Source organism: Siminovitchia sp. FSL H7-0308 (assembly GCF_037980985.1).
In the GTDB taxonomy this organism is placed as follows: Bacteria; Bacillota; Bacilli; order Bacillales; family Bacillaceae_C; genus Siminovitchia; species Siminovitchia thermophila.
In genome coordinates this window covers 2,592,097-2,613,587 of record NZ_CP150282.1, presented here as the reverse complement: position 1 = coordinate 2,613,587, position 21,491 = coordinate 2,592,097, and the positions used below count along the sequence as shown (strand labels likewise).

Sequence of the window (21,491 nt, the reverse complement as noted above, 5' to 3'; positions counted from 1 at the left end):
TCAATGGTCTTTCCAAAATAGATAGCCTTCTTCGAATCTGTTGAATAAAGGCGTTTGTAGCGTTGTCATAAACATTTATTATTAATGACGGAACATCTTTCGGCTCCAAGGTTTAGTCTCGTGTTTTTCTAGAAATTCCAAACATCTTCGATATAGCCATTCCAACTTATCGTAGTAAGTTCCTCGTCCAATTCCTAAAATTTCACAAGTTCTTGTGACTGGTGTCCGACTTAATAACAATTTAGCGTAAAGATGATGAAAGAAAATTCGAGATAAACTTTGGTATATCAATAAAAAAAGAGACGCCAATTCATATGCGAATTGTGTCTCTAATTAATATGTTTTTTTATTGTTTTCTCCCCAGCAACCGAACCCGTTAAAGACAGACCCTTTCCTTAAAAATCAATATCATGTCCGCTTTTTTCGGGCACGTTTGTCTGCTGCCTTGGATCTCAATTGGGCTTCTATATCCTCGTGATCGGCTAATTCTTGCGAGAATTCGATATCCTGCCCGTCACTTTTTTCATTTTTCGGCACCTGCGGAAGTTTTTGCTTGTTTTTGTCCCGCTGGTTTTGATTATGTGCACGTCCCATCATGAACTCCCCTTTCGTTATTTGCAGGTTTGGCCCGCCTTTATATTATGTGTAGCCGCCGCTTTTTCACCCGTTTTCATTCATTATTTTCGTTCTTTTTCAACATATCCGCCAGCCCGGTCGGCTCGTTTAAATTCTCGTTGATAAAGGACTTCCTGGGTCGCAGAAAGTTTATTTTTCGATTTGAACTCTTTGCCTTTTTTCAATGCCCCTGCACCTCCAGTCATTTGGTAATCATTTTTGCCTTCATTCATTGGCTTCATACAAAAATAGATATGGATATTTATCCACTTGAATGGGCAGCTAGATTCGACCTCAAACTTAAAAGAACAATTGCCAGTAAAAGCCCGGTTAGGTCAGATCAATAAAAAGGAAAACTTCCGCAGCGACACACCACATGCCCCGAAGTCTTTTCGATGTGCAGAATGTACGGGTTGAGACAAGGGAAGCTTTGACAGCAATGTCAGCGCGAAAAATGCCACTGGCGGAGACTGCCAATAAAAAGTCTTTCGCTGATGGAAGTTTCACTTTATGTTAAAATACATATAGCTTATGGAACGAGGGTGAAAAAATATGCCCATTATTACTAAAATCTCTACCCAAAAGCAAAAAGGGGCGCGGTACAATATTTTCCTCGACGAACAGTATGCTTTCAGCGTCGATGAAGATGTACTAATTCGTTTTCAGTTAAAAAAAGGAAAGCAGATAACGGACTTGGAGATCACACAAATTCAACACGCAGATGAAATCAGAAAAGCTTTTCATGTGGCTTTGCGCTTTTTGTCTTTTCGCATGCGGTCGGAACAGGAAATACGGAGCCACCTTAAGAAAAAGGATTGGGATGATTCGATTATTGATGCCGTTTTACATCAATTAAGACAGGAAAAATTGACGGATGATCTGGAATTTGCCAAAGCTTATGTACGGACGGCCATGAACATGGGGAGAAAAGGGCCTGCTGTCATCCAACAAGAACTGTTAAAAAAAGGGATCAAAGAACCCGTGCTCGAAGCGGCAATGGAGGAATATACACGAGACCAGCAAATAGCAAACGCGATTGTATTGGGCAATAAATTCGCCAAACAACACCATAAACTGTCTGAACGAATGCGAAAGCAAAAAGTGGAGTATGCATTGTCAACCAAAGGTTTTCCTTTTGAGATCATCAACGAAGCCATGAATAAGATTGCTATTGAAAAAGATGAAGATGAAGAGTGGGAAGCGATCGTAAGAGAAGGCGACAAAGCGAAAAGGAGATTCAGCAAATTTTCTGGTTACGAATATAAACAAAGAATGAAACAGGCTTTGTATCGGAAAGGGTTTGCAATGGATTTGATTATCCGTTATGTAGAAAAAGATGCGGAGGATGCCGAAAATGGAGAATGAAAAAAGATATAGCCAAATGACAGAAGCTGAGCTGAAAGCCGAAATAGCGAAAGTGAAGGAAGAAGCTCGTAAAGCGGAGCAAATGGGGATGGTGAACCAATTTGCCGTTTTGGAACGCAAAGCGGTGATGGCAAAAGCGTACTTATTGGACCCAGCCGACTTTAAACCAGGCACTATATATGGCATAGACGGCGATCCCGGAAGCTATTTTAAAATTGACTATTTGAACGGTGTATTTGCATGGGGGTATCGTTTGGGAGGATCCGGCAAAGAAGAAGCCCTGCCAATATCTTTGTTGAAGTAAAGGGCACAGCGTAGTCCGCTGTGCTCATTTATTTATCTTTTGTATCTTTTGACGGCATCTTTTTCGGTGATGATCATCTGCTGTGTTTGTTCAGTTTCGCCGTTCACTTGGGAATCACTATGTTTCGGCCTATACCAGCCTCTGTTGAAAGGTGTCAGATTTCGGTTTAAATGAGTAAGGTCTTTTTTTCGCAAATAAAACACCCCTAATCGTTTCGACTTTCATCCCTTGCTCCGGACTCCCTCATTCTTGCTTGCGGGGTCGTATTGATCGTTCCGTCCGCCCGCTTTGAAGCATATATTGCTTTAGCACGGGGGTTTAAATCCAACTGATTTTTGTTTTCATATGGAAAGTGTTTTGCTTTGTTGCGCAATGAATATTCACCTCCCAATAGCGCGGACATCCATCCGCTTATCGGTAGTATGGCTTGGGGACTAAGAAAAAATACGGACCCGATTGGGCCCGATCTTGCTGTTGGAAGAAAATTCATACTTATGTGTGGCGTTTTGCGGGACGAGCCATAACGAAAGGAAAGAAAAGGAAATGAGGAGCCATAAAAAAACACAGTGCCTAACACTGTGTGCTTAATCGGTAACAACCTGTAGTTTTTTTCTCAGCTTTTCTTCGCTGTACACCCAACCGGTATAAGATGTGATCAATTCTAAGTCCTCGTCAAGCTTGACGATGGCAACAAATGGATAATGTCCATTACTGCGATACCGGAGATCAATAAAACGCACTTCGGTATACTGATTGTATTCTTTTATCTCCCAGCGATAAACCGGTGAAAATGATAGAAAGGCTGAAATATTTTTGTCTTGTAAGGCCGCTTTTATAACAGGTGTGTCCGGAACGGGAATCCGTTTAAATTTGTCAAAAATTGTAATCGACCGCCTGTAGGCTCTCCCTACGTAATAATAGTCTTTGGCGGTGACGGCAATTCTCCATTGGTTAAAGTACATTGTAGATGCAATAATGATTCTTTCAGCATCCGGAACTGTTTTTAACACAGCGGACTTGACCATTTGCTGCATGACAAAACGCAGAATATAATATAGGAAAATGATCCCATACATAATAAGGAATGTATATCCGGGAGGCGCACCGAGCAGCCATATTAGAATGCCGGCCACGTGCAGGCCAAAAATATAAGGGTCAAATGTATTGATCATCCCAAGGGCAACCCACTTTGAGGAAAAAGGTCGCAATGCCTGTGTACCGTATGCATTGAAAATATCCACAAACACATGCATAAACACAGCGACGAGTGACCAAATCCACAAGTGCAGCCAATTTGTTTCCGGGAAAAAGAAGTAAACGAAAGCGGCTACGACCACCGACCAAATAAAAATGGCGGGGATCGAGTGGGTAATGCCTCTATGATTACGGATATACACCGCATTATTCCGGAGCTTTAAAAGTGTATCTATGTCAGGAATTTGCGAGCCGATAATTGCAGCAACGAGCACGCTCTGAGTATTTACAGTAGATTGTGCCACAACTGGATCAAGTGTGGCTAGCCCGCCGATTGCAAATCCCATCACAACATGGGTAGCTGTGTCCAATCTAGATCCTCCTTCGTGAAGGGATTCTTTCTTTGTCAATCATATTCTTTTTAAAATTAAAAAGCAATAGGCGCAGTATGATTGTCATTATACTATTCCCTAAAAAAAGCAGGAATAATCATGAATAAAGGGGTTTGAAGATGGCTTTAACCGAAAGAATAAACATGCCCAAAGTAGAAGAATTTCAACAAGATCTTATTAGTTGGTTTGAAGCGGAACAACGGGATCTTCCGTGGAGAAAGGACAATGACCCTTACAAAGTATGGGTTTCGGAAATCATGCTGCAACAGACGAGGGTAGAAACTGTCATTCCCTACTTTCAGCGTTTTTTGGAAAAATTTCCGACGATTGAATCGTTCGCGGAAGCGGACGAAGAATCTATTCTTAAAATATGGGAAGGTCTTGGATATTATTCCCGTGTCAGAAATTTGCACTCAGCGATAAAAGAAGTGGTTGCAAATTACGGGGGAAAAGTTCCGGATCAAAAAGAAGAAATTTTAAAATTAAAAGGAGTCGGTCCATACACCGCAGGTGCGGTATTAAGCATTGCTTATGGAATACCTGAACCAGCGGTAGACGGAAATGTGATGCGGGTATTATCCAGAATTTTATTGATTACGGAGGATATTGCTGTCCCCGCTTCACGCAAAACGTTTGAGGCATGTGCTCGAGCATTGATGTTTGAGCCGAATCCTTCTTACTTTAATCAAGCGTTAATGGAGCTAGGGGCCCTTGTCTGTACGCCGACGTCACCTGCATGTCTTTTATGTCCGGTGCAAAAGCATTGTTCCGCTTTTGAAAAAGGAGTCCAGGATCAACTTCCTGTTAAGACCCGCAAAAAAAATACAAGACACGATGAATTGGTGGCAATTGTTTTACAAAATGAGAAAGGAGAATTCCTGATTCGCAAAAGGCCTGGGAAGGGGCTTTTAGCTAATTTATGGGAATTCCCCAATATTGAAACGCGCCCTGTACTGGAGCCATATGAAACGCTTCAAGACTTTTTGATGACGAAGTACTCGGTTGATGCAGAGGTTACTCCTGAGTCTTTTACGATGGTTCACCATGTGTTTACCCATTTAAGATGGACGATTTCCGCTTTTTCCGGAAAAGTGGTAAATGGCAGACTGGAGGAGGATGAGCGGATACGGTTTGTCACGGAGGAGGAAATGGGAGAGTTGGCGTTTCCTGTTTCCCACCAAAAAATTTGGCAGGCTTATAAAAGCCATGTAAAATACGAAAGAGAAAACGAAAGGTAGGATTTAGATGAGTAATAAAGTAGCACTCGTTACAGGTAGCAGCAGGGGAGTTGGAAAAGCTGCCGCCATTGCTTTGGCTGAAAAAGGTTACGACATAGTAGTAAATTATGCGCGGAGCAAAAAAGCCGCCCTCGAAACGGTTGAAGAGATTGAAAAGCTGGGAAGAAAGGCGTTGCTCGCGCGGGCGAATGTCGGAGATGTTGACAAAATAAAAGCGATGTTTGAAAAGATTTCGGAAGAGTTTGGACGCCTGGATGTATTGATCAATAACGCGGCATCCGGCGTTTTGCGTCCGGCAATGGAGCTTGAAGAATCCCACTGGGATTGGACAATGAATATTAACAGTAAAGCACTGCTTTTTTGTGCCCAAGAATCCGCAAAGTTAATGGAAAAAAACGGTGGAGGAAAAATTGTCAGCCTGAGTTCTTTGGGCTCCATTCGATATTTAGAAAATTATACAACAGTCGGAGTATCAAAAGCCGCCGTTGAAGCATTGACACGCTATTTGGCGGTGGAGCTTTCCCCGAAAAATATTATTGTGAATGCCGTATCCGGGGGGGCTATTGATACGGATGCATTGACACATTTCCCGAATCGCGAGGAGTTGTTGGAAGACGCCCGAAAAAATACACCTGCAGGACGCATGGTCGAAATTGATGATATTGTCAAAACGATCATGTTTCTCGTTTCAGATGATGCGTCCATGATCAGGGGCCAGACAATTATCGTTGATGGAGGCCGCTCTATCCTCGTTTAAAATACTTATCCAAATTTGGTACGTGTATGGCGGATTGGTTTTTATTTTTGCCCAAAAAATTGGATAACAACATACACCTCTGGTTACATTAAGAAACGTGGAGGTGAGAATGATGGCTAAAAGAAACCAATCTGAAACAAACGTTCAAAAAGTAAGGCAGCAAAATGCACAATCAGCGGGCGCTCAAGGCCAATTTGGCACTGAGTTTGCGAGCGAAACAAACGTGCAAAAGGTAAAACAACAAAACGCACAATCAGCTGGTGCCCAACAACAAGGCCAATTTGGCGCTGAGTTCGCCAGCGAAACTGATGCACAACAAGTAAGACAGAAAAACCAACGTGCTGAGGCACGCAAAGGCCAAAACGCCGGACAGTAACGCATATATGTAAGTGAGCGGCTGCTTTTCACATGAAGAGCAGCCGCTCATTTTTTGTATCATTTTTCTATGCTGTGCTGGGAGGCGCCGATTGAGCCTGCGCCGAACAGGACATTGAAGTTCAGGCGAAACGTTAGGACGTCGCCGAGTGGGCCTGCGCTGAATAGGACATTCAAGTTCAGGCGAAGCGTTAGGACGTCGCCGAGTGGGCCTGCGCCGAACAGGACATTGAAGTTCAGGCGAAACGTTAGGACGTCGCCGAGTGGGCCTGCGCCGAATAGGACATTCAAGTTCAGGCGAAGCGTTAGGACGTCGCCGATTAAGCCTGCGCCGAACAAGACATTTAAGTTCCGGCGAAGCGACAGGATGTCGCCGATTGAGACTGCCCCCGTACAGGAGGTCCAAGCAAGTGCCGGCTCTAGAGTAAGGAAAAATCGTCAGCATATCAGCGGGCGAGTAAAAGCGCGAATTGAATATGTGGTGAGGAAGACCGCGGTCAGCGGTTCAAGTTAAGCAGTAGGAAAGAAAGCAGTACATCCAAAGATGCTGTTTATGATGGTAAGTCGGCAGCTTTGCGCGGAAAGTAGAAAAGCTGTTTTTGGAAAATTTTTGTTGTCTGGTACGCGACTCGCGCTCTTTTTAAGAAGCCCTTCAGTTTTAAAAATGTGCTTAAACCGTTATAATAGTATCGGATAGTTTATCGTATTATATGTAAAAGGCATTTTTAAATATGAGGCGCGTGGTGTGAGACGCTCCTATTACGGTGCGCTCTTTTTTATTTAGAAAGTAGGGGAGACGATGGATATTCCCGCGGAAGGATCAAATATTCAAATACAAAGCTATAAACACAACGGCAGCCTACATAGGATTTGGGCCGAAACTAAAGTGTTAAAGGCGACAAATCATATGGTGATCGGCGGAAACGACCGAACACTCGTAACGGAAGCGGATGGCAGGACTTGGATGACACGTGAACCTGCAATCTGTTACTTTCATTCTGACTTGTGGTTTAACATTATTTCGATGATCAGAGATGACGGTATTTACCACTATTGCAACCTCGGCTCGCCATTTGTGTATGACCGGGAAGCATTAAAATATATTGACTATGACTTGGATATAAAAGTATTTCCTGACATGACTTTTACCCTTTTGGACGAAGACGAGTATGAACACAACCGAAAGTTGATGGGATATCCGGATGTAATCGATCATATCTTGAAAAAAAATGTGGATAAGCTTGTACGCTGGATCAGGCAGGGGAAGGGGCCCTTTTCCGCTGACTTTATTGATATTTGGTATGATCGCTATTTAACATATTTAAGTTAATCCCTGTTGGCGTTTCTCGGCAGGCTTTATTTATTGTTGGCAAAAAGAAGCTGACATCAGAAATTAGGGCATTTGCCCTTCTTTGGGGGGAGTCGCATGGGGATCATTAAAAGGTATTTGGCTTTCGTAAAGCCGTATCGTTGGAAAATTATTGGAACACTTTTCATAGGAATTATTAAATTCGCGATACCGCTGTTAATTCCTTTTTTAATGAAGTATGTGATAGATGATATCATTACTGCCAATCATTTGAGTGCCGATGAAAAAACATCCACATTGTTTATCACGATGGCCGTTATGATGTTCATATTTGTTATTATAAGGCCGCCTGTTGAGTATTACAGGCAATATTTTGCGCAATGGACCGCGAGCAAAATATTGTATGATATCCGCGATCGGCTGTTCACGCATATTCAAAAGCTGAGTTTTAAGTTTTATTCAAACACTCGTTCCGGAGAAGTGATTTCCAGGGTCATTAATGATGTCGAAGCAACAAAGGACTTTGTGATTACCGGGTTGATGAACTTGTGGCTGGATGCGGCTACAGTCCTTATCGCGATCGCCATTATGTTTACACTTGACGTACCTCTCACAATTGTATCGCTTGCCGTATTCCCGCTTTATATGATATCGGTACGCTATTTCTTTGGAAATTTACGGAGATTGACAAGGGAGCGTTCCCAAGCGTTGGCCGAGGTCCAAAGTTATCTGCACGAACGGGTCCAAGGGATGCCTGTTATTAAAAGTTTTGCAATTGAAGACCATGAACAAACCCAATTCGATAAAAATAATACAAACTTTTTGCAAAAAGCGCTGAATCATACGAGCTGGACGGCAAAAGCGTTTGCTGTTGTCAATACAATTACGGATATTGCCCCGCTCATTGTCATCGCCTATGCCGGGTACCAGGTCATTCATGGAAATCTCTCGATCGGTACGATGGTTGCCTTTATGGGATATGTAGAACGATTGTATAATCCGCTTCGCCGGTTAATGAACTCTTCAACTACACTTACCCAATCGATTGCGTCGATGGATCGTGTCTTCGAGTTGGCCGATGTCAAATATGATATTGCTGATGAACCGGGTGCGGTGGAAGTTGGAGAAGTCCGGGGCAATATTCGTTTTGATGATGTTTCTTTTTCCTATAGTGAAAAGGAAAAGCTCGTGCTTCGAGACATTAACTTAGATGTAAAAGAAGGGGAAACGATCGCGCTTGTTGGAATGAGTGGAGGAGGAAAATCATCCCTTGTCAGTTTGATTCCGCGTTTTTATGATGTAACGAAAGGGAAAGTCTTGCTGGATGGAATAGACATCCGAACCTTGAAAGTACGCAGCTTGCGCGATAAAATCGGAGTTGTTTTACAGGACAATATTTTATTCAGCGACTCGGTCAAAACAAATATTTTGCTCGGAAAGCCTGACAGCACCGAGGAAGAGGTGATCAGAGCGGCCAAAGCCGCCAATGCACACGATTTTATCATGGATTTGCCCAATGGGTACGAGACGACTGTCGGAGAACGCGGCGTGAAATTGTCCGGTGGACAAAAACAAAGGATTGCCATCGCAAGGGTTTTCTTAAAAAATCCGCCTATACTTATATTGGATGAGGCAACATCGGCTCTTGACCTGGAAAGTGAACATTTAATCCAGGAAGCCCTTGATGAATTGGCGAAAAATAGAACGACGTTTGTCATTGCGCACAGACTATCAACGATTACACATGCCGACCGGATTGTATTGATTGAGCATGGAAGAATTGTTGAAGTGGGAACGCATGAAGAGCTTATGAAAAGGCAAGGGCATTACTACTCCCTTTTCCAAGTACAGCAGTTGGCATGAAAAAGCCGGAGGAAGAGAACCTCCGGTTTTTTTCATGTGTATCATTTTGTTTTGAGATCCAGCATGAACTGGTAGTCCCCCCTACGTTTGTAAACACCCGATTCAATAGAAAAAAGCTTCGACTGCGACACATCGTATTGTTTTTCAAGGAGGTCGGTCACAAAGATGTATAAAGGATGAGGAGCTTCGATGCATGTTACCCACGTAGAAAAAAGTGTGGGATGTTGCTGTCTGAGCTTGCCAATATGACGCTTTCGATCTTAGCCTTTGCTTCTGGAGGTCCGCAAGACTCAGGGGCACCACATTGTGTGGCGCCCTTTGCATGATCCACCCCTTTTAGGCCAACCACTGCTGCCCGAAGTTTCATTTTAATTCATGATAAGCATTATTTGATTCATATAAATTATGAAGGTAATGTCACCTGGGTTTCGTCTTCATGGAATGTTTGAGAAGTTCGGATCAACTTTTCCAGTTGCTCCAATTGTTCTTCATATTCAATGATCGCGGTCAGCACCCGCATTAAATGGTAAGGCTGAAATTCATCTTCTATATTATCTCTGCGAATTTCGGCTAAATAGGCATCCCGCAGCTGGTCCCTGCTCGATTCGCCATAATGAACATCATCAAGCTCTGCTTCCGGTTTGACCCGTCCGATAAACTTCAAGAGCAACTGGTCATGATAGCTCATTAAGAGATCAAGCCTTTCCCGTGTTTCCACTTGAAGCGTTTCGGGAAGCTGGAGTAGGATATTCTCATATTTATGCTGGAGTTTCAAGATGTCATAGCTCTTTTGTGTCACTTGGATCATTTGCCTGTAGAGGACAAGTTTGCGGAGTTTGGCATAATCTGTTTTTTTAAAATAACTCCGTTCTTCTTCATACATGGAATACAGCTGATTTACTTTCGTTAATCTCTTTTTGATTGTTTCAATATCTTCTTTTAAAAGCTCGTCTTCGGAGGCGAATCTCGTCGTAAGTCTAAGCCACTTTAATATGTCTTCCGTTACTTCCGAAATGCTTTGAAAAAGTCTTGTTTCATATTTCGGGGGAAGGAAGATCAAGTTGACGACAAAAGCACTTAAAATACCAATAAAAATTGAAAATGTACGTAAAGAAGCATAGTACAGGAATTCATCAACCGGTGCTTCCATAATGGCAATAATCGTAACGAGCGCCAGCCTAATCGAATTCTCCAGCTTCAACTTTAACATGATTCCGATCGCTACGATCGCAGCCAGTCCGATGATCAGCAAATGATTCCCAAACAGCAGGGTAAAGGCGATGGCCAGTAAAGCACCAATAATATTTCCTTGTATTTGCTCCACAACAGATAAGTACGAACGATAAATGGTCGGCTGGATTGCAAATATAGCTGCTATTCCTGCAAACAGAATTGGTTGCAAATTAAGAAGCTGAGCGATATAAAGTGATAACGTAATGGCTATTCCCGTTTTTAACATGCGGGCACCAAGCTTCATATTCAATAGTTCCTTTCTGTTAGGAAAATCGCTATTACAAGCGTTTCCTTCATTTCAATTTTTTAAAAGCATTTTCCACATAGGAAATGGTATCCATTATATCCTATGCGAGTGGCTTATTTGTATGGCTTCCCGAGGCAGCAGTTTGAAGAAGTTGACACATGTTCTTTCTGCCTGTTCATCATATATCTCTTTTTCGCGGGTGTGCGCCTTTCAGACGATCGCCGGTTTTTCTGCCTAGAAATCCTATCTTCAAGGAGGCGCCAAGTCCTTATATCCCCCTCTTTTGAGGGAATTTTTAAACAAGCAATTCTGTTGAAAGAATGGAAGCGGGTTTCCGGCGATTGCCCCCGAGCAGAACCAAGGAAGCGACACCTTTTATTGTTTTTTCCCGCCATAACCACCGACCGGCAAGTCCATGCCGATCATTTTTCCCGTGGCAGCCAAATCTTCGTTTTGGACACTATCCATACATAAAGGGAAGAGAGATCACCTCATTATAAATCACGAGTGTTTCATGATCAGGTGCTATTTCATTTATTTTTCAAGAAATCCGTTTTTAGAATCACCAATCCATTGCTTTCAGCCATCGTCTCAAATCAAAACAGCTGGCTATTTTCACTGCTCAGGCTTCATGGCATGTTCAACTCCTCAATATGATTGAACAGTAATGATCATAACTCCTCGGAGGAGGCATGCTAAAATTGTTAAGAACCTGACCCTTCCACAACGAGTGCGAGATCAAAATGACCATGATAACTTAAAGCTCATGCTTCCGGATTGTGGACATAACTGCTTTTTGTTCCCGAGCTTTGTCCAGTGAAGGGGTCATTTTTCAGCATTTGTGCAAAGTTCACTTCAAACAACACTCCTGTTTCGTCGCTAACCTTGGCAACATGAGGATGGGAAAGGGTAATGTATATGGCTACTAAGTAATCAATCTCCATTATATAGGCTCCGTAATCGGCAGGCGTACCGCCCTCTACTGTTTTAAAAGCGCGGGAAAGGCTGTTTCATCCTCCCGTGATTAGTGCTTCTTTATGTAAAATTGATACCCTCAGAAGTAAAATCCTTCATATATTTTAGTATGCAAGTGATCTTCACGCAATGATTTTGATGATTCTTCAACGGGCGTCATAGCAATAAATAATCGAACGTAAGATGAAAGACAAGGGTTAAAGGAGTTGATGGGGATGTGGTACATTTTATTTTTAGGAGTTGTCATTTGTATATTGATGGCTCTTAGAATGCTATTTTTCCCCACAAGGTTCAAATTCAAAGAAGTGTCTTTTGAAAATTTCATTTTTCTGGCAATCACATATGCCGTTATCATGGTCGGCTTCGGAATGCTTTACCTCCTTCTGGAATTGAAAGGTTATCGGGTTCTTTATGATGACGCAGCTTCTTCTGCCCCACAATCATTTTTTTCCCGGCTGGGAACCTCCATCTATTTAAGTGCCGTCACCCTTTTTTCCGTAGGCTTTGGGGATGTCGCTCCCATTGGTATCGGTCGCTTCCTTGTCATCATTGAAGCACTCCTTGGTTATACGATTCCGGCTGCCTTCGTTGTTCGTACCTTTGTTGATTTTGATCCTGCCTCTCGGGGTAAAAATTAGAATAATTGTATTTGTCTTTAATTTTGTGTAGGCTTATAAGAGATGATCATGACAGGAGGCGATTTTATGACAGTAAAAGAAATGGAAATGGCTCCGGATTTTTCATTGCTTGCAAGCAATGGGAAGGAAGTTAGCTTATCTGATTTTAAAGGGAAAAACGTCGTTTTATATTTTTATCCTAAAGATATGACACCTGGATGTACAACGCAGGCATGTGACTTCAGAGATATGCATGAAGACTTCGCAACGCTTGATGCAGTCATTTTGGGAGTCAGCCCCGATCCGTTGGACAAGCATGAAAAGTTTATTGAAAAGCATGGCTTGCCATTTTTGCTTCTCGTCGATGACAACCATGAAGTGGCGGAAAAGTATGGTGTCTGGAAGTTGAAAAAGAACTTTGGCAAGGAATATATGGGAATTGAGCGTTCAACTTTTATCATCGATAAAGAGGGCAGGATCGCCAAGGAATGGAGAAAAGTAAAGGTTAAGGGGCACGTGGAAGAAGCCCTGCAGTACATCAAAGATCATTTATCGTAAATGTATTTGCCCATTTTTCGATTTTATACGGCTTTTGTCCATTCAAGTTAAGTTCAAATACATAAAGTAACATTACAGGGCATACCTCCTCAGTAAAAATTCATTTTGGACTGCAGTAGCAGTCCTTTTTTGTTGTTTCCAGCACTTAAAAACCAATCTGCTTTCATTGGTTTCCGATTACCGGGACATGAAACAGCTTAAAAAAGAGTATACTTATAGTGAAAACAATGATAATCATTGACAAAACGTCATATCAATTAGTACACTAATTATAAGGATTATAAAAAGAGAATCAATTTCTTATAAGAAAAGAGGTGCATGGCGATGTCAGAACACCAGTTAAAAGAGGCAATTGATACGTTGAAAAAAACAGGGGTCCGGATTACACCTCAACGTCATGCGATTTTAGAATACCTGATTCAGTCAATGTCTCATCCGACTGCTGACGATATTTATAAATCTCTTGAAAGTAAATTTCCAAATATGAGTGTTGCTACTGTTTATAACAATTTGCGGGTTTTCAAGGAAGTCGGGCTCGTTAAAGAACTTACTTATGGTGATGCATCCAGCCGCTTTGACTTTGTAACAACGGATCATTACCATATCATATGTGAAAAATGCGAAAAAATTGTTGATTTCCATTATCCCGGTCTTGATGAAGTAGAACAGCTTGCTGCACATGTAACGGGTTTTGAAGTTGGGACCCATCGAATGGAAATTTACGGAGTCTGTCCCGAGTGCCAAAATCGACAAAACCACTAAAAAGATCGCCGTATAAAAGCAGGCGATCTTTTTTATTTATTTCTTTTTCGATTATAATTTTCATCGAACTCTTTTCCTTCAAGTTCAGGGTCAAGTGTGAGCGGCTCACGGCAATGCATGCACATATCTACCCGTCCAAGAACCTTTGTCGCTTTATCGCAATTTGGGCATATTACCTGAACAGCTTTTGTGGAAAGCATTCCAATCCAGAAATAGACCACTGTACTACCAATAATGGCTAATAAGCCCAACAACATAAATAATGTCATGAGGATCGGCTGCTTTTGAAAGAAAATGCCTACATACATAATGATGAATCCGATAAAAATTAAACTTAACGCAAAACTGCGGATTTTGTTTATTTTACTTGAATATTTTTTTGCCATATTACCAGCCCTCCCAAAAATACACTATACCATAAAAAAGGCCTAGCAAAGTGTATATAATTGAAAAAAGCAGGAAAATCACATCAAATCGTCGAAACAATTACGAAATCAATTTTTATTTGGAGGAATGATAATGGAGGATATCCTGCGGCCATTATTTGAACAATATGCTTCCAAATCCACCACATTAGGAATAATAATGATTGAAAAAGAAGACAGATTATTGACGGCCATGGATATGTTTGATGTAATAGTGATAGTCGTTGAAGTCTGGCAGGATAAGCTGGAAGTAATTAAGCACTACAACTTCCAGGAAAAGAAAATTGCTTTTTACATTATTGATGAAAAGCGGCTACAGGAATGGACGCTGCCCGGTTCACAGCTAAAGTTGATAGATATATGGCATGAAGGGCATATATTATTTGACCGTGACCGTTATATGGAATGCTTGAAAAATGATTTGCACAGCTTAATGACGAAAAAGCGAAAACTAACGATTGGGCTGGAATTTGCCGAATTAATCAAAAGCTTTACAGAAGGAAAAAGTTTTTTCAAGAAAGATCAATTTTTTCATGCTTTTCATCATGCGGTATATGCGCTTTATCGACTGGGAAAGATAGCTGTTATAGAGAGCGGGCTGTTTCCGGATTCGGCCGTTTGGAGACAGATCAAGCAAATTGAACCAGAAATTTTAAAGTTGTATGAGGAGCTGGTTCTTGGGAACGAATCGATTGATAAAAGGCTAGAGCTGTTATATTTGGCAAGTGAATTTTTAATATACTCGAAAACTCCTTTAGGAACAGAACACTTATTGGGAGTTATGCAAGAGAAGCCTCTCTGGAGATTTGAAGAAATTGTCCAACATCCCCAAACAAAACACTACGGAGCAAACTTAAGCATTCTGTTTGACTACTTAATTGAAAGAAGCGTTATTGTCCCGGTCCAAGTGGAAACGGACTTAAAGGGGATCTATGAACGCTGTTATCAAACTGGATAGATGTTTTTTGAAATTTGTTGTTGACATAAAAAATGTTGTTTGATATATTAATAGTCGTCGCTGATAAACAGCCGACAAAAAACGAATCAAAAAACATGTTGACATAACGATGTTCAATATGTTAGTATATAAAAGTCGCCTATAAAGCGGCAAACGAAAGTTTGATCTTTGAAAACTGAACGAAACGAAACGTCAATCAATAATTAATTAGTCAGCTTTAATTATGAGCTAACCAAACTTTTACATGAGAGTTTGATCCTGGCTCAGGACGAACGCTGGCGGCGTGCCTAATACATGCAAGTCGAGCGGACAAAAGAGGAGCTTGCTCCTTTTTAGTCAGCGGCGGACGGGTGAGTAACACGTGGGCAACCTGCCTGTAAGACTGGGATAACTCCGGGAAACCGGGGCTAATACCGGATAATTTCTTTTTCCGCATGGAGAAAGGATAAAAGACGGCTCTGCTGTCACTTACAGATGGGCCCGCGGCGCATTAGCTAGTTGGTGGGGTAACGGCCTACCAAGGCAACGATGCGTAGCCGACCTGAGAGGGTGATCGGCCACACTGGGACTGAGACACGGCCCAGACTCCTACGGGAGGCAGCAGTAGGGAATCTTCCGCAATGGACGCAAGTCTGACGGAGCAACGCCGCGTGAGTGATGAAGGTCTTCGGATCGTAAAACTCTGTTATCAGGGAAGAACCCGCATCGGAGTAACTGCCGGTGCGTTGACGGTACCTGACCAGAAAGCCACGGCTAACTACGTGCCAGCAGCCGCGGTAATACGTAGGTGGCAAGCGTTGTCCGGAATTATTGGGCGTAAAGCGCGCGCAGGCGGCTTCTTAAGTCTGATGTGAAAGCCCACGGCTCAACCGTGGAGGGTCATTGGAAACTGGGAGGCTTGAGTGCAGAAGAGGAGAGCGGAATTCCACGTGTAGCGGTGAAATGCGTAGAGATGTGGAGGAACACCAGTGGCGAAGGCGGCTCTCTGGTCTGTAACTGACGCTGAGGCGCGAAAGCGTGGGTAGCGAACAGGATTAGATACCCTGGTAGTCCACGCCGTAAACGATGAGTGCTAAGTGTTAGGGGGTTTCCGCCCCTTAGTGCTGCAGCAAACGCATTAAGCACTCCGCCTGGGGAGTACGGCCGCAAGGCTGAAACTCAAAGGAATTGACGGGGGCCCGCACAAGCGGTGGAGCATGTGGTTTAATTCGAAGCAACGCGAAGAACCTTACCAGGTCTTGACATCCCGATGCCCGCTTTAGAGATAAAGTTTTCCCTTCGGGGACATCGGTGACAGGTGGTGCATGGTTGTCGTCAGCTCGTGTCGTGAGATGTTGGGTTAAGTCCCGCAACGAGCGCAACCCTTGATCTTAGTTGCCAGCATTAAGTTGGGCACTCTAAGGTGACTGCCGGTGACAAACCGGAGGAAGGTGGGGATGACGTCAAATCATCATGCCCCTTATGACCTGGGCTACACACGTGCTACAATGGATGGTACAAAGGGCCGCGAGACCGCGAGGTGGAGCGAATCCCATAAAACCATTCTCAGTTCGGATTGCAGGCTGCAACTCGCCTGCATGAAGCCGGAATCGCTAGTAATCGCGGATCAGCATGCCGCGGTGAATACGTTCCCGGGCCTTGTACACACCGCCCGTCACACCACGAGAGTTTGTAACACCCGAAGTCGGTGGGGTAACCATTTGGAGCCAGCCGCCGAAGGTGGGACAGATGATTGGGGTGAAGTCGTAACAAGGTAGCCGTATCGGAAGGTGCGGCTGGATCACCTCCTTTCTAAGGATAATTGAAATGTGGAGGCGACTGCTCGGCAGGAGCCGCAACTGAACATTTCCAATAGATACAACATTGACGCTTTCGTTTCGTTTAGTTTTGAGAGGTCAAACAACTCTCAAAACATGTGCTCACTTGCGGCACAGCGTGTTCGAGGAACTTCACCTCGTCGCAAAGCTGCATGAAGCATAGGCGCTGATCAATCACATGACGTGATGGAAGTCAGCAGCTTCGTTCTTTGAAAACCGGATAACATGAGAAGAAACAAACCGAGAATCGTTCACTTTATGGATGATCCATTATGGAGCAACCATAAGAAGTGTAAAACCTTTAGGTTAGGCGAAAAGAAGCAAGCAGTTCGAAAAAACGAGCGTTGCTTATTTTTGAGCAAAAACCAAAGGGCAACGAGAAGCGAGAAGATCAAGGAAGCGACCGAATGAGCACCAGAGCGCACTACGAGTGCGTGATGACGTGAATGAGGGAGCTGACACAGAGATTCGATGCTAATCGTTGACCGAAAAAGATTAAGTTAATAAGGGCGCACGGTGAATGCCTTGGCACTAGGAGCCGATGAAGGACGGGACGAACACCGATATGCTTCGGGGAGCTGTAAGCAAGCTGATCCGGAGATTTCCGAATGGGGAAACCCACTGCCAATAATGAGGCAGTATCCATTTCTGAATCCATAGGGAATGGAAGGCATACCCGGGGAACTGAAACATCTAAGTACCCGGAGGAAGAGAAAGAAAAATCGATTCCCCCAGTAGCGGCGAGCGAAACGGGAAGAGCCCAAACCGAAAGGCTTGCCTTTCGGGGTTGTAGGACACTCAAAGTGGAGTGACAAAGGAACGGCGTAGACGAAGCGGCCTGGAAAGGCCGGCCAAAGAAGGTAACAGCCCTGTAGTTGAAACGTCGTTCCCTCCCGAGTGGATCCTGAGTACGGCGGGACACGAGAAATCCCGTCGGAATCCGGGAGGACCATCTCCCAAGGCTAAATACTCCCTAGTGACCGATAGTGAACCAGTACCGTGAGGGAAAGGTGAAAAGCACCCCGGGAGGGGAGTGAAATAGAACCTGAAACCGTGTGCCTACAAGTAGTCAGAGCACAATAAGTGTGATGGCGTGCCTTTTGTAGAATGAACCGGCGAGTTGCGATTTCATGCAAGGTTAAGTTGAAAAGACGGAGCCGCAGCGAAAGCGAGTCTGAATAGGGCGCAAGAGTATGAGGTCGCAGACCCGAAACCAGGTGATCTACCCATGTCCAGGGTGAAGGTCAGGTAACACTGACTGGAGGCCCGAACCCACGTATGTTGAAAAATGCGGGGATGAGGTGTGGGTAGGGGTGAAATTCCAATCGAACCTGGAGATAGCTGGTTCTCTCCGAAATAGCTTTAGGGCTAGCCTCAAGGTGAGAGTATTGGAGGTAGAGCACTGTTTGGACGAGGGGCCCTCATCGGGTTACCGACTTCAGACAAACTCCGAATGCCAAATACTTATCCTTGGGAGTCAGACTGCGAGTGATAAGATCCGTAGTCGAGAGGGAAACAACCCAGACCACCAGCTAAGGTCCCCAAGTATACGTTAAGTGGAAAAGGATGTGGAGTTGCTTAGACAACCAGGATGTTGGCTTAGAAGCAGCCACCATTCAAAGAGTGCGTAATAGCTCACTGGTCGAGTGACTCTGCGCCGAAAATGTACCGGGGCTAAACGTATCACCGAAGCTGTGGATTGCAATAGCAATGGTAGGAGAGCGTTCCAAGCGCGGCGAAGTCGTCTTGAAAGAGGCGGTGGAGTGCTTGGAAGTGAGAATGCCGGTATGAGTAGCGAAAGAAGGGTGAGAATCCCTTCCACCGAAAGCCTAAGGTTTCCTGAGGAAGGCTCGTCCGCTCAGGGTAAGTCGGGACCTAAGCCGAGGCCGAAAGGCGTAGGCGATGGATAACAGGTTGAGATTCCTGTACCGCCTCATTGCCGTTTGAGTGATGGAGGGACGCAGGAGGATAAGGCAAGCGCGCAGCTGGAAAAGCGCGTCCAAGCAGTAAGGCCGGTAAGTAGGCAAATCCGCTTACCGTGTAGGCTGAGCTGTGATGGCGAGGGAAAAAAAGTACCGAAGTTCCTGATTCCACACTGCCGAGAAAAGCTTCTAGCGAGGCAATAGGCGCCCGTACCGCAAACCGACACAGGTAGGCGAGGAGAGAATCCTAAGGTGAGCGAGAGAACTCTCGTTAAGGAACTCGGCAAAATGACCCCGTAACTTCGGGAGAAGGGGTGCTTTTTAGGGTGAATAGCCCTGAGAAGCCGCAGTGAATAGGCCCAGGCGACTGTTTAGCAAAAACACAGGTCTCTGCGAAGCCGCAAGGCGAAGTATAGGGGCTGACGCCTGCCCGGTGCTGGAAGGTTAAGAGGAGAGGTCAGCTTAGGCGAAGCTTCGAATTGAAGCCCCAGTAAACGGCGGCCGTAACTATAACGGTCCTAAGGTAGCGAAATTCCTTGTCGGGTAAGTTCCGACCCGCACGAAAGGCGCAACGATCTGGGCACTGTCTCAACGAGAGACTCGGTGAAATTATAGTACCTGTGAAGATGCAGGTTACCCGCGACAGGACGGAAAGACCCCGTGGAGCTTTACTGTAGCTTGATATTGACTGTCTGTGCAGCTTGTACAGGATAGGTAGGAGCCATGGAAACGGGAGCGCCAGCTTCCGTGGAGGCAACGGTGGGATACTACCCTGGCTGTATGGACCGTCTAACCCGCGACCCTGATCGGGTTGGGAGACAGTGTCAGGCAGGCAGTTTGACTGGGGCGGTCGCCTCCTAAAAGGTAACGGAGGCGCCCAAAGGTTCCCTCAGAATGGTTGGAAATCATTCGCAGAGTGTAAAGGCAGAAGGGAGCTTGACTGCGAGACCTACAAGTCGAGCAGGGACGAAAGTCGGGCTTAGTGATCCGGTGGTTCCGCATGGAAGGGCCATCGCTCAACGGATAAAAGCTACCCCGGGGATAACAGGCTTATCTCCCCCAAGAGTTCACATCGACGGGGAGGTTTGGCACCTCGATGTCGGCTCATCGCATCCTGGGGCTGTAGTCGGTCCCAAGGGTTGGGCTGTTCGCCCATTAAAGCGGTACGCGAGCTGGGTTCAGAACGTCGTGAGACAGTTCGGTCCCTATCCGTCGCGGGCGCAGGAAATTTGAGAGGAGCTGTCCTTAGTACGAGAGGACCGGGATGGACGCACCGCTGGTGTACCAGTTGTCTCGCCAGAGGCATAGCTGGGTAGCTATGTGCGGAAGGGATAAGTGCTGAAAGCATCTAAGCATGAAGCCCCCCTCAAGATGAGATTTCCCATTGTCTGGCTTGCCAGGCAACGTAAGATCCCTGAAAGATGATCAGGTAGATAGGTCCGGTGTGGAAGTGTGGCGACACATGGAGCTGACGGATACTAATCGATCGAGGACTTAATCAAATATAAAAAGCGCAGGACGCTTGTCCATCACTGGAGCTTCTGGCGGAAAAGTCAATCGACTTTGCCAGAAGAAGCGAAGTGACGCAAAGCGATAGCGTCCGGAGCTGGATTGAACAAAAACGGTTCTCGGACTTCTTCTCATGTATCCCGGTTTTGAGAGAATGAAAAAACTCTTGAAATATACATAAAACCTATTATAATAAAAGATGTCGTTGTTTTTGTCTGGTGGCGATAGCGAAGAGGCAACACCCGTTCCCATCCCGAACACGGAAGTTAAGTTCTTCAGCGCCGATGGTAATGAGGGGCTTCCCCTTGTGAGAGCAGGACGCTGCCGGGCAAAACAATATTATTCCGCAGTAGCTCAGTGGTAGAGCTATCGGCTGTTAACCGATCGGTCGTAGGTTCGAATCCTACCTGCGGAGCCATACGGAGAGCTGTCCGAGCTGGCCGAAGGAGCACGATTGGAAATCGTGTAGGCGGCTACCGCCGTCTCAAGGGTTCAAATCCCTTGCTCTCCGCCATATAAGCTCTTTATATATACGGCCCCTTGGTCAAGCGGTTAAGACACCGCCCTTTCACGGCGGTAACACGGGTTCGAATCCCGTAGGGGTCACCATATTTTATTTTCATTGTCGCGGGGTGGAGCAGTTCGGTAGCTCGTCGGGCTCATAACCCGAAGGTCGCAGGTTCAAATCCTGCCCCCGCAATCAACAGGTCCCGTAGTGTAGCGGTTAACATGCCTGCCTGTCACGCAGGAGATCGCGGGTTCGATTCCCGTCGGGACCGCCATTTTTAATACCATCCACTTGTTGCATAGATACTGATGATGAGCGTTTTTAAAAATTGTCATCGTTTAAATGATATACGGCTCAGTAGCTCAGTCGGTAGAGCAAAGGACTGAAAATCCTTGTGTCGGCGGTTCGATTCCGTCCTGAGCCACCTTCTAAAACTAACTAACCAGATAATTACTTTCTCGGTGGGGTAGCGAAGTGGCTAAACGCGGCGGACTGTAAATCCGCTCCCTCAGGGTTCGGCGGTTCGAATCCGTCCCCCACCACCATGA

At 44.8% G+C, this 21,491-nt stretch carries 19 protein-coding genes, 7 tRNA genes and 3 rRNA genes; 21 read left to right on the top strand and 8 right to left on the bottom strand.

Annotated elements, in window-relative coordinates; all coding sequences use genetic code 11:
* Nucleotides 1–408: 408 nt before the first annotated feature.
* On the bottom strand, nucleotides 409–594 hold the full coding sequence (locus tag MHB50_RS12535) for a YfhD family protein (protein ID WP_077109544.1): 186 nt from the start codon (nucleotides 592–594) through the stop codon (nucleotides 409–411).
* Nucleotides 595–677: 83 nt separating this feature from the next.
* Entirely contained in the window at nucleotides 678–800 is a 123-nt protein-coding gene (locus MHB50_RS12530; protein ID WP_077109565.1) for a YfhE family protein, read from the bottom strand.
* A gap of 367 nt (nucleotides 801–1,167) precedes the next feature.
* Between MHB50_RS12530 and recX the strand changes: the two genes are divergently transcribed.
* A complete protein-coding gene (gene recX / locus MHB50_RS12525) occupies nucleotides 1,168–1,980 on the top strand; it encodes a recombination regulator RecX (protein ID WP_077109545.1) in 813 nt (270 codons plus the stop codon).
* Complete coding sequence (locus tag MHB50_RS12520) at nucleotides 1,970–2,284, top strand: YfhH family protein (protein ID WP_139345527.1); 315 nt, start codon at nucleotides 1,970–1,972, stop codon at nucleotides 2,282–2,284. Before recX ends, MHB50_RS12520 begins: the two co-directional genes overlap by 11 nt.
* A 32-nt stretch (nucleotides 2,285–2,316) precedes the next feature.
* On the opposite strand, the gene MHB50_RS12515 is transcribed toward MHB50_RS12520, so the two are convergent.
* The 3 genes from MHB50_RS12515 to MHB50_RS12505 all read right to left on the bottom strand — a co-directional run bounded on the left by MHB50_RS12515 (nucleotide 2,317) and on the right by MHB50_RS12505 (nucleotide 3,849).
* The gene (locus tag MHB50_RS12515; protein ID WP_171973778.1) at nucleotides 2,317–2,442 is read right to left on the bottom strand and encodes a YpzG family protein; all 126 of its coding nucleotides are present in this window, start codon (nucleotides 2,440–2,442) and stop codon (nucleotides 2,317–2,319) included.
* Nucleotides 2,443–2,489: 47 nt separating this feature from the next.
* Nucleotides 2,490–2,657, bottom strand: a complete 168-nt coding sequence (sspK, locus tag MHB50_RS12510; RefSeq protein WP_077109547.1) for a small, acid-soluble spore protein K — start codon at nucleotides 2,655–2,657, stop codon at nucleotides 2,490–2,492.
* Nucleotides 2,658–2,868: 211 nt separating this feature from the next.
* Nucleotides 2,869–3,849, bottom strand: a complete 981-nt coding sequence (locus MHB50_RS12505; protein ID WP_077109548.1) for a metal-dependent hydrolase — start codon at nucleotides 3,847–3,849, stop codon at nucleotides 2,869–2,871.
* A 140-nt stretch (nucleotides 3,850–3,989) separates the two neighbouring features.
* Between MHB50_RS12505 and mutY the strand changes: the two genes are divergently transcribed.
* From mutY to MHB50_RS12480, 5 genes are all read left to right on the top strand, one after another.
* The gene (gene mutY / locus MHB50_RS12500; RefSeq protein WP_077109549.1) at nucleotides 3,990–5,108 is read left to right on the top strand and encodes an A/G-specific adenine glycosylase; all 1,119 of its coding nucleotides are present in this window, start codon (nucleotides 3,990–3,992) and stop codon (nucleotides 5,106–5,108) included.
* A gap of 7 nt (nucleotides 5,109–5,115) precedes the next feature.
* Complete coding sequence (gene fabL / locus MHB50_RS12495) at nucleotides 5,116–5,865, top strand: enoyl-[acyl-carrier-protein] reductase FabL (RefSeq protein WP_077109550.1); 750 nt, start codon at nucleotides 5,116–5,118, stop codon at nucleotides 5,863–5,865.
* 112 nt (nucleotides 5,866–5,977) lie between these two features.
* Nucleotides 5,978–6,241, top strand: coding sequence for a gamma-type small acid-soluble spore protein (locus MHB50_RS12490; RefSeq protein ID WP_139345529.1), 264 nt, complete (start codon nucleotides 5,978–5,980; stop codon nucleotides 6,239–6,241).
* A gap of 798 nt (nucleotides 6,242–7,039) precedes the next feature.
* A complete protein-coding gene (locus MHB50_RS12485) occupies nucleotides 7,040–7,570 on the top strand; it encodes a DUF402 domain-containing protein (RefSeq protein WP_077109552.1) in 531 nt (176 codons plus the stop codon).
* Nucleotides 7,571–7,666: 96 nt separating this feature from the next.
* Nucleotides 7,667–9,412 (top strand): ABC transporter ATP-binding protein, encoded by a 1,746-nt coding sequence (locus tag MHB50_RS12480; protein ID WP_077109553.1) that lies wholly within the window; start codon nucleotides 7,667–7,669, stop codon nucleotides 9,410–9,412.
* Nucleotides 9,413–9,815: 403 nt separating this feature from the next.
* On the opposite strand, the gene MHB50_RS12475 is transcribed toward MHB50_RS12480, so the two are convergent.
* Both MHB50_RS12475 and MHB50_RS12470 read right to left on the bottom strand, forming a co-directional pair.
* Nucleotides 9,816–10,889 (bottom strand): aromatic acid exporter family protein, encoded by a 1,074-nt coding sequence (locus MHB50_RS12475; RefSeq protein WP_077109554.1) that lies wholly within the window; start codon nucleotides 10,887–10,889, stop codon nucleotides 9,816–9,818.
* 767 nt (nucleotides 10,890–11,656) lie between these two features.
* The gene (locus MHB50_RS12470; protein ID WP_340083856.1) at nucleotides 11,657–11,836 is read right to left on the bottom strand and encodes a hypothetical protein; all 180 of its coding nucleotides are present in this window, start codon (nucleotides 11,834–11,836) and stop codon (nucleotides 11,657–11,659) included.
* Nucleotides 11,837–12,082: 246 nt separating this feature from the next.
* On the opposite strand from MHB50_RS12470, the gene MHB50_RS12465 reads away from it, so the two are divergent.
* The 3 genes from MHB50_RS12465 to perR all read left to right on the top strand — a co-directional run bounded on the left by MHB50_RS12465 (nucleotide 12,083) and on the right by perR (nucleotide 13,804).
* Complete coding sequence (locus tag MHB50_RS12465) at nucleotides 12,083–12,505, top strand: ion channel (RefSeq protein ID WP_077109557.1); 423 nt, start codon at nucleotides 12,083–12,085, stop codon at nucleotides 12,503–12,505.
* 66 nt (nucleotides 12,506–12,571) lie between these two features.
* Nucleotides 12,572–13,042 (top strand): thioredoxin-dependent thiol peroxidase, encoded by a 471-nt coding sequence (gene bcp / locus MHB50_RS12460; RefSeq protein WP_077109558.1) that lies wholly within the window; start codon nucleotides 12,572–12,574, stop codon nucleotides 13,040–13,042.
* Between the two features lie 324 nt (nucleotides 13,043–13,366).
* On the top strand, nucleotides 13,367–13,804 hold the full coding sequence (perR, locus tag MHB50_RS12455) for a peroxide-responsive transcriptional repressor PerR (RefSeq protein ID WP_139345531.1): 438 nt from the start codon (nucleotides 13,367–13,369) through the stop codon (nucleotides 13,802–13,804).
* 32 nt (nucleotides 13,805–13,836) lie between these two features.
* Here perR and MHB50_RS12450 read toward each other — a convergent pair whose 3' ends face one another.
* On the bottom strand, nucleotides 13,837–14,190 hold the full coding sequence (locus MHB50_RS12450) for a YgzB family protein (RefSeq protein WP_077109560.1): 354 nt from the start codon (nucleotides 14,188–14,190) through the stop codon (nucleotides 13,837–13,839).
* Between the two features lie 133 nt (nucleotides 14,191–14,323).
* Here MHB50_RS12450 and MHB50_RS12445 point away from each other — a divergent pair, with 133 nt between their 5' ends.
* From MHB50_RS12445 to MHB50_RS12395, 11 genes are all read left to right on the top strand, one after another.
* The gene (locus tag MHB50_RS12445; RefSeq protein ID WP_340083855.1) at nucleotides 14,324–15,187 is read left to right on the top strand and encodes a nucleotidyltransferase-like protein; all 864 of its coding nucleotides are present in this window, start codon (nucleotides 14,324–14,326) and stop codon (nucleotides 15,185–15,187) included.
* A gap of 240 nt (nucleotides 15,188–15,427) precedes the next feature.
* Nucleotides 15,428–16,978: ribosomal RNA gene (locus tag MHB50_RS12440) — 16S ribosomal RNA — on the top strand.
* Nucleotides 16,979–17,497: 519 nt separating this feature from the next.
* Nucleotides 17,498–20,428 (top strand): 23S ribosomal RNA (locus tag MHB50_RS12435).
* 221 nt (nucleotides 20,429–20,649) lie between these two features.
* A 5S ribosomal RNA gene (gene rrf, locus MHB50_RS12430) occupies nucleotides 20,650–20,765 on the top strand.
* Together the 16S, 23S and 5S rRNA genes with 7 tRNA genes alongside form the textbook arrangement of a ribosomal RNA operon.
* Nucleotides 20,766–20,778: 13 nt before the next feature.
* Nucleotides 20,779–20,853: transfer RNA gene (locus MHB50_RS12425), tRNA-Asn, on the top strand.
* Between the two features lie 3 nt (nucleotides 20,854–20,856).
* Nucleotides 20,857–20,949: transfer RNA gene (locus tag MHB50_RS12420), tRNA-Ser, on the top strand.
* Between the two features lie 20 nt (nucleotides 20,950–20,969).
* Nucleotides 20,970–21,044 (top strand) — tRNA-Glu (locus MHB50_RS12415).
* 17 nt (nucleotides 21,045–21,061) lie between these two features.
* A tRNA-Met gene (locus MHB50_RS12410) sits at nucleotides 21,062–21,135 on the top strand.
* A 6-nt stretch (nucleotides 21,136–21,141) separates the two neighbouring features.
* Nucleotides 21,142–21,217, top strand: a tRNA-Asp gene (locus tag MHB50_RS12405).
* Between the two features lie 77 nt (nucleotides 21,218–21,294).
* Nucleotides 21,295–21,367: transfer RNA gene (locus tag MHB50_RS12400), tRNA-Phe, on the top strand.
* A gap of 36 nt (nucleotides 21,368–21,403) precedes the next feature.
* Nucleotides 21,404–21,488 (top strand) — tRNA-Tyr (locus tag MHB50_RS12395).
* Nucleotides 21,489–21,491 lie beyond the last annotated feature (3 nt).

Coding starts and splice junctions, on each gene's coding strand:
- MHB50_RS12535 (WP_077109544.1), bottom strand. CDS start 594: ATGGGACGTGCACATAATCAAAACCAGCGGGACAAAAACAAGCAAAAA.
- recX (WP_077109545.1), top strand. CDS start 1,168: ATGCCCATTATTACTAAAATCTCTACCCAAAAGCAAAAAGGGGCGCGG.
- MHB50_RS12520 (WP_139345527.1), top strand. CDS start 1,970: ATGGAGAATGAAAAAAGATATAGCCAAATGACAGAAGCTGAGCTGAAA.
- mutY (WP_077109549.1), top strand. CDS start 3,990: ATGGCTTTAACCGAAAGAATAAACATGCCCAAAGTAGAAGAATTTCAA.
- fabL (WP_077109550.1), top strand. CDS start 5,116: ATGAGTAATAAAGTAGCACTCGTTACAGGTAGCAGCAGGGGAGTTGGA.
- MHB50_RS12490 (WP_139345529.1), top strand. CDS start 5,978: ATGGCTAAAAGAAACCAATCTGAAACAAACGTTCAAAAAGTAAGGCAG.
- MHB50_RS12485 (WP_077109552.1), top strand. CDS start 7,040: ATGGATATTCCCGCGGAAGGATCAAATATTCAAATACAAAGCTATAAA.
- MHB50_RS12480 (WP_077109553.1), top strand. CDS start 7,667: ATGGGGATCATTAAAAGGTATTTGGCTTTCGTAAAGCCGTATCGTTGG.
- MHB50_RS12475 (WP_077109554.1), bottom strand. CDS start 10,889: ATGAAGCTTGGTGCCCGCATGTTAAAAACGGGAATAGCCATTACGTTA.
- MHB50_RS12470 (WP_340083856.1), bottom strand. CDS start 11,836: ATGGAGATTGATTACTTAGTAGCCATATACATTACCCTTTCCCATCCT.
- MHB50_RS12465 (WP_077109557.1), top strand. CDS start 12,083: ATGTGGTACATTTTATTTTTAGGAGTTGTCATTTGTATATTGATGGCT.
- bcp (WP_077109558.1), top strand. CDS start 12,572: ATGACAGTAAAAGAAATGGAAATGGCTCCGGATTTTTCATTGCTTGCA.
- perR (WP_139345531.1), top strand. CDS start 13,367: ATGTCAGAACACCAGTTAAAAGAGGCAATTGATACGTTGAAAAAAACA.
- MHB50_RS12450 (WP_077109560.1), bottom strand. CDS start 14,190: ATGGCAAAAAAATATTCAAGTAAAATAAACAAAATCCGCAGTTTTGCG.
- MHB50_RS12445 (WP_340083855.1), top strand. CDS start 14,324: ATGGAGGATATCCTGCGGCCATTATTTGAACAATATGCTTCCAAATCC.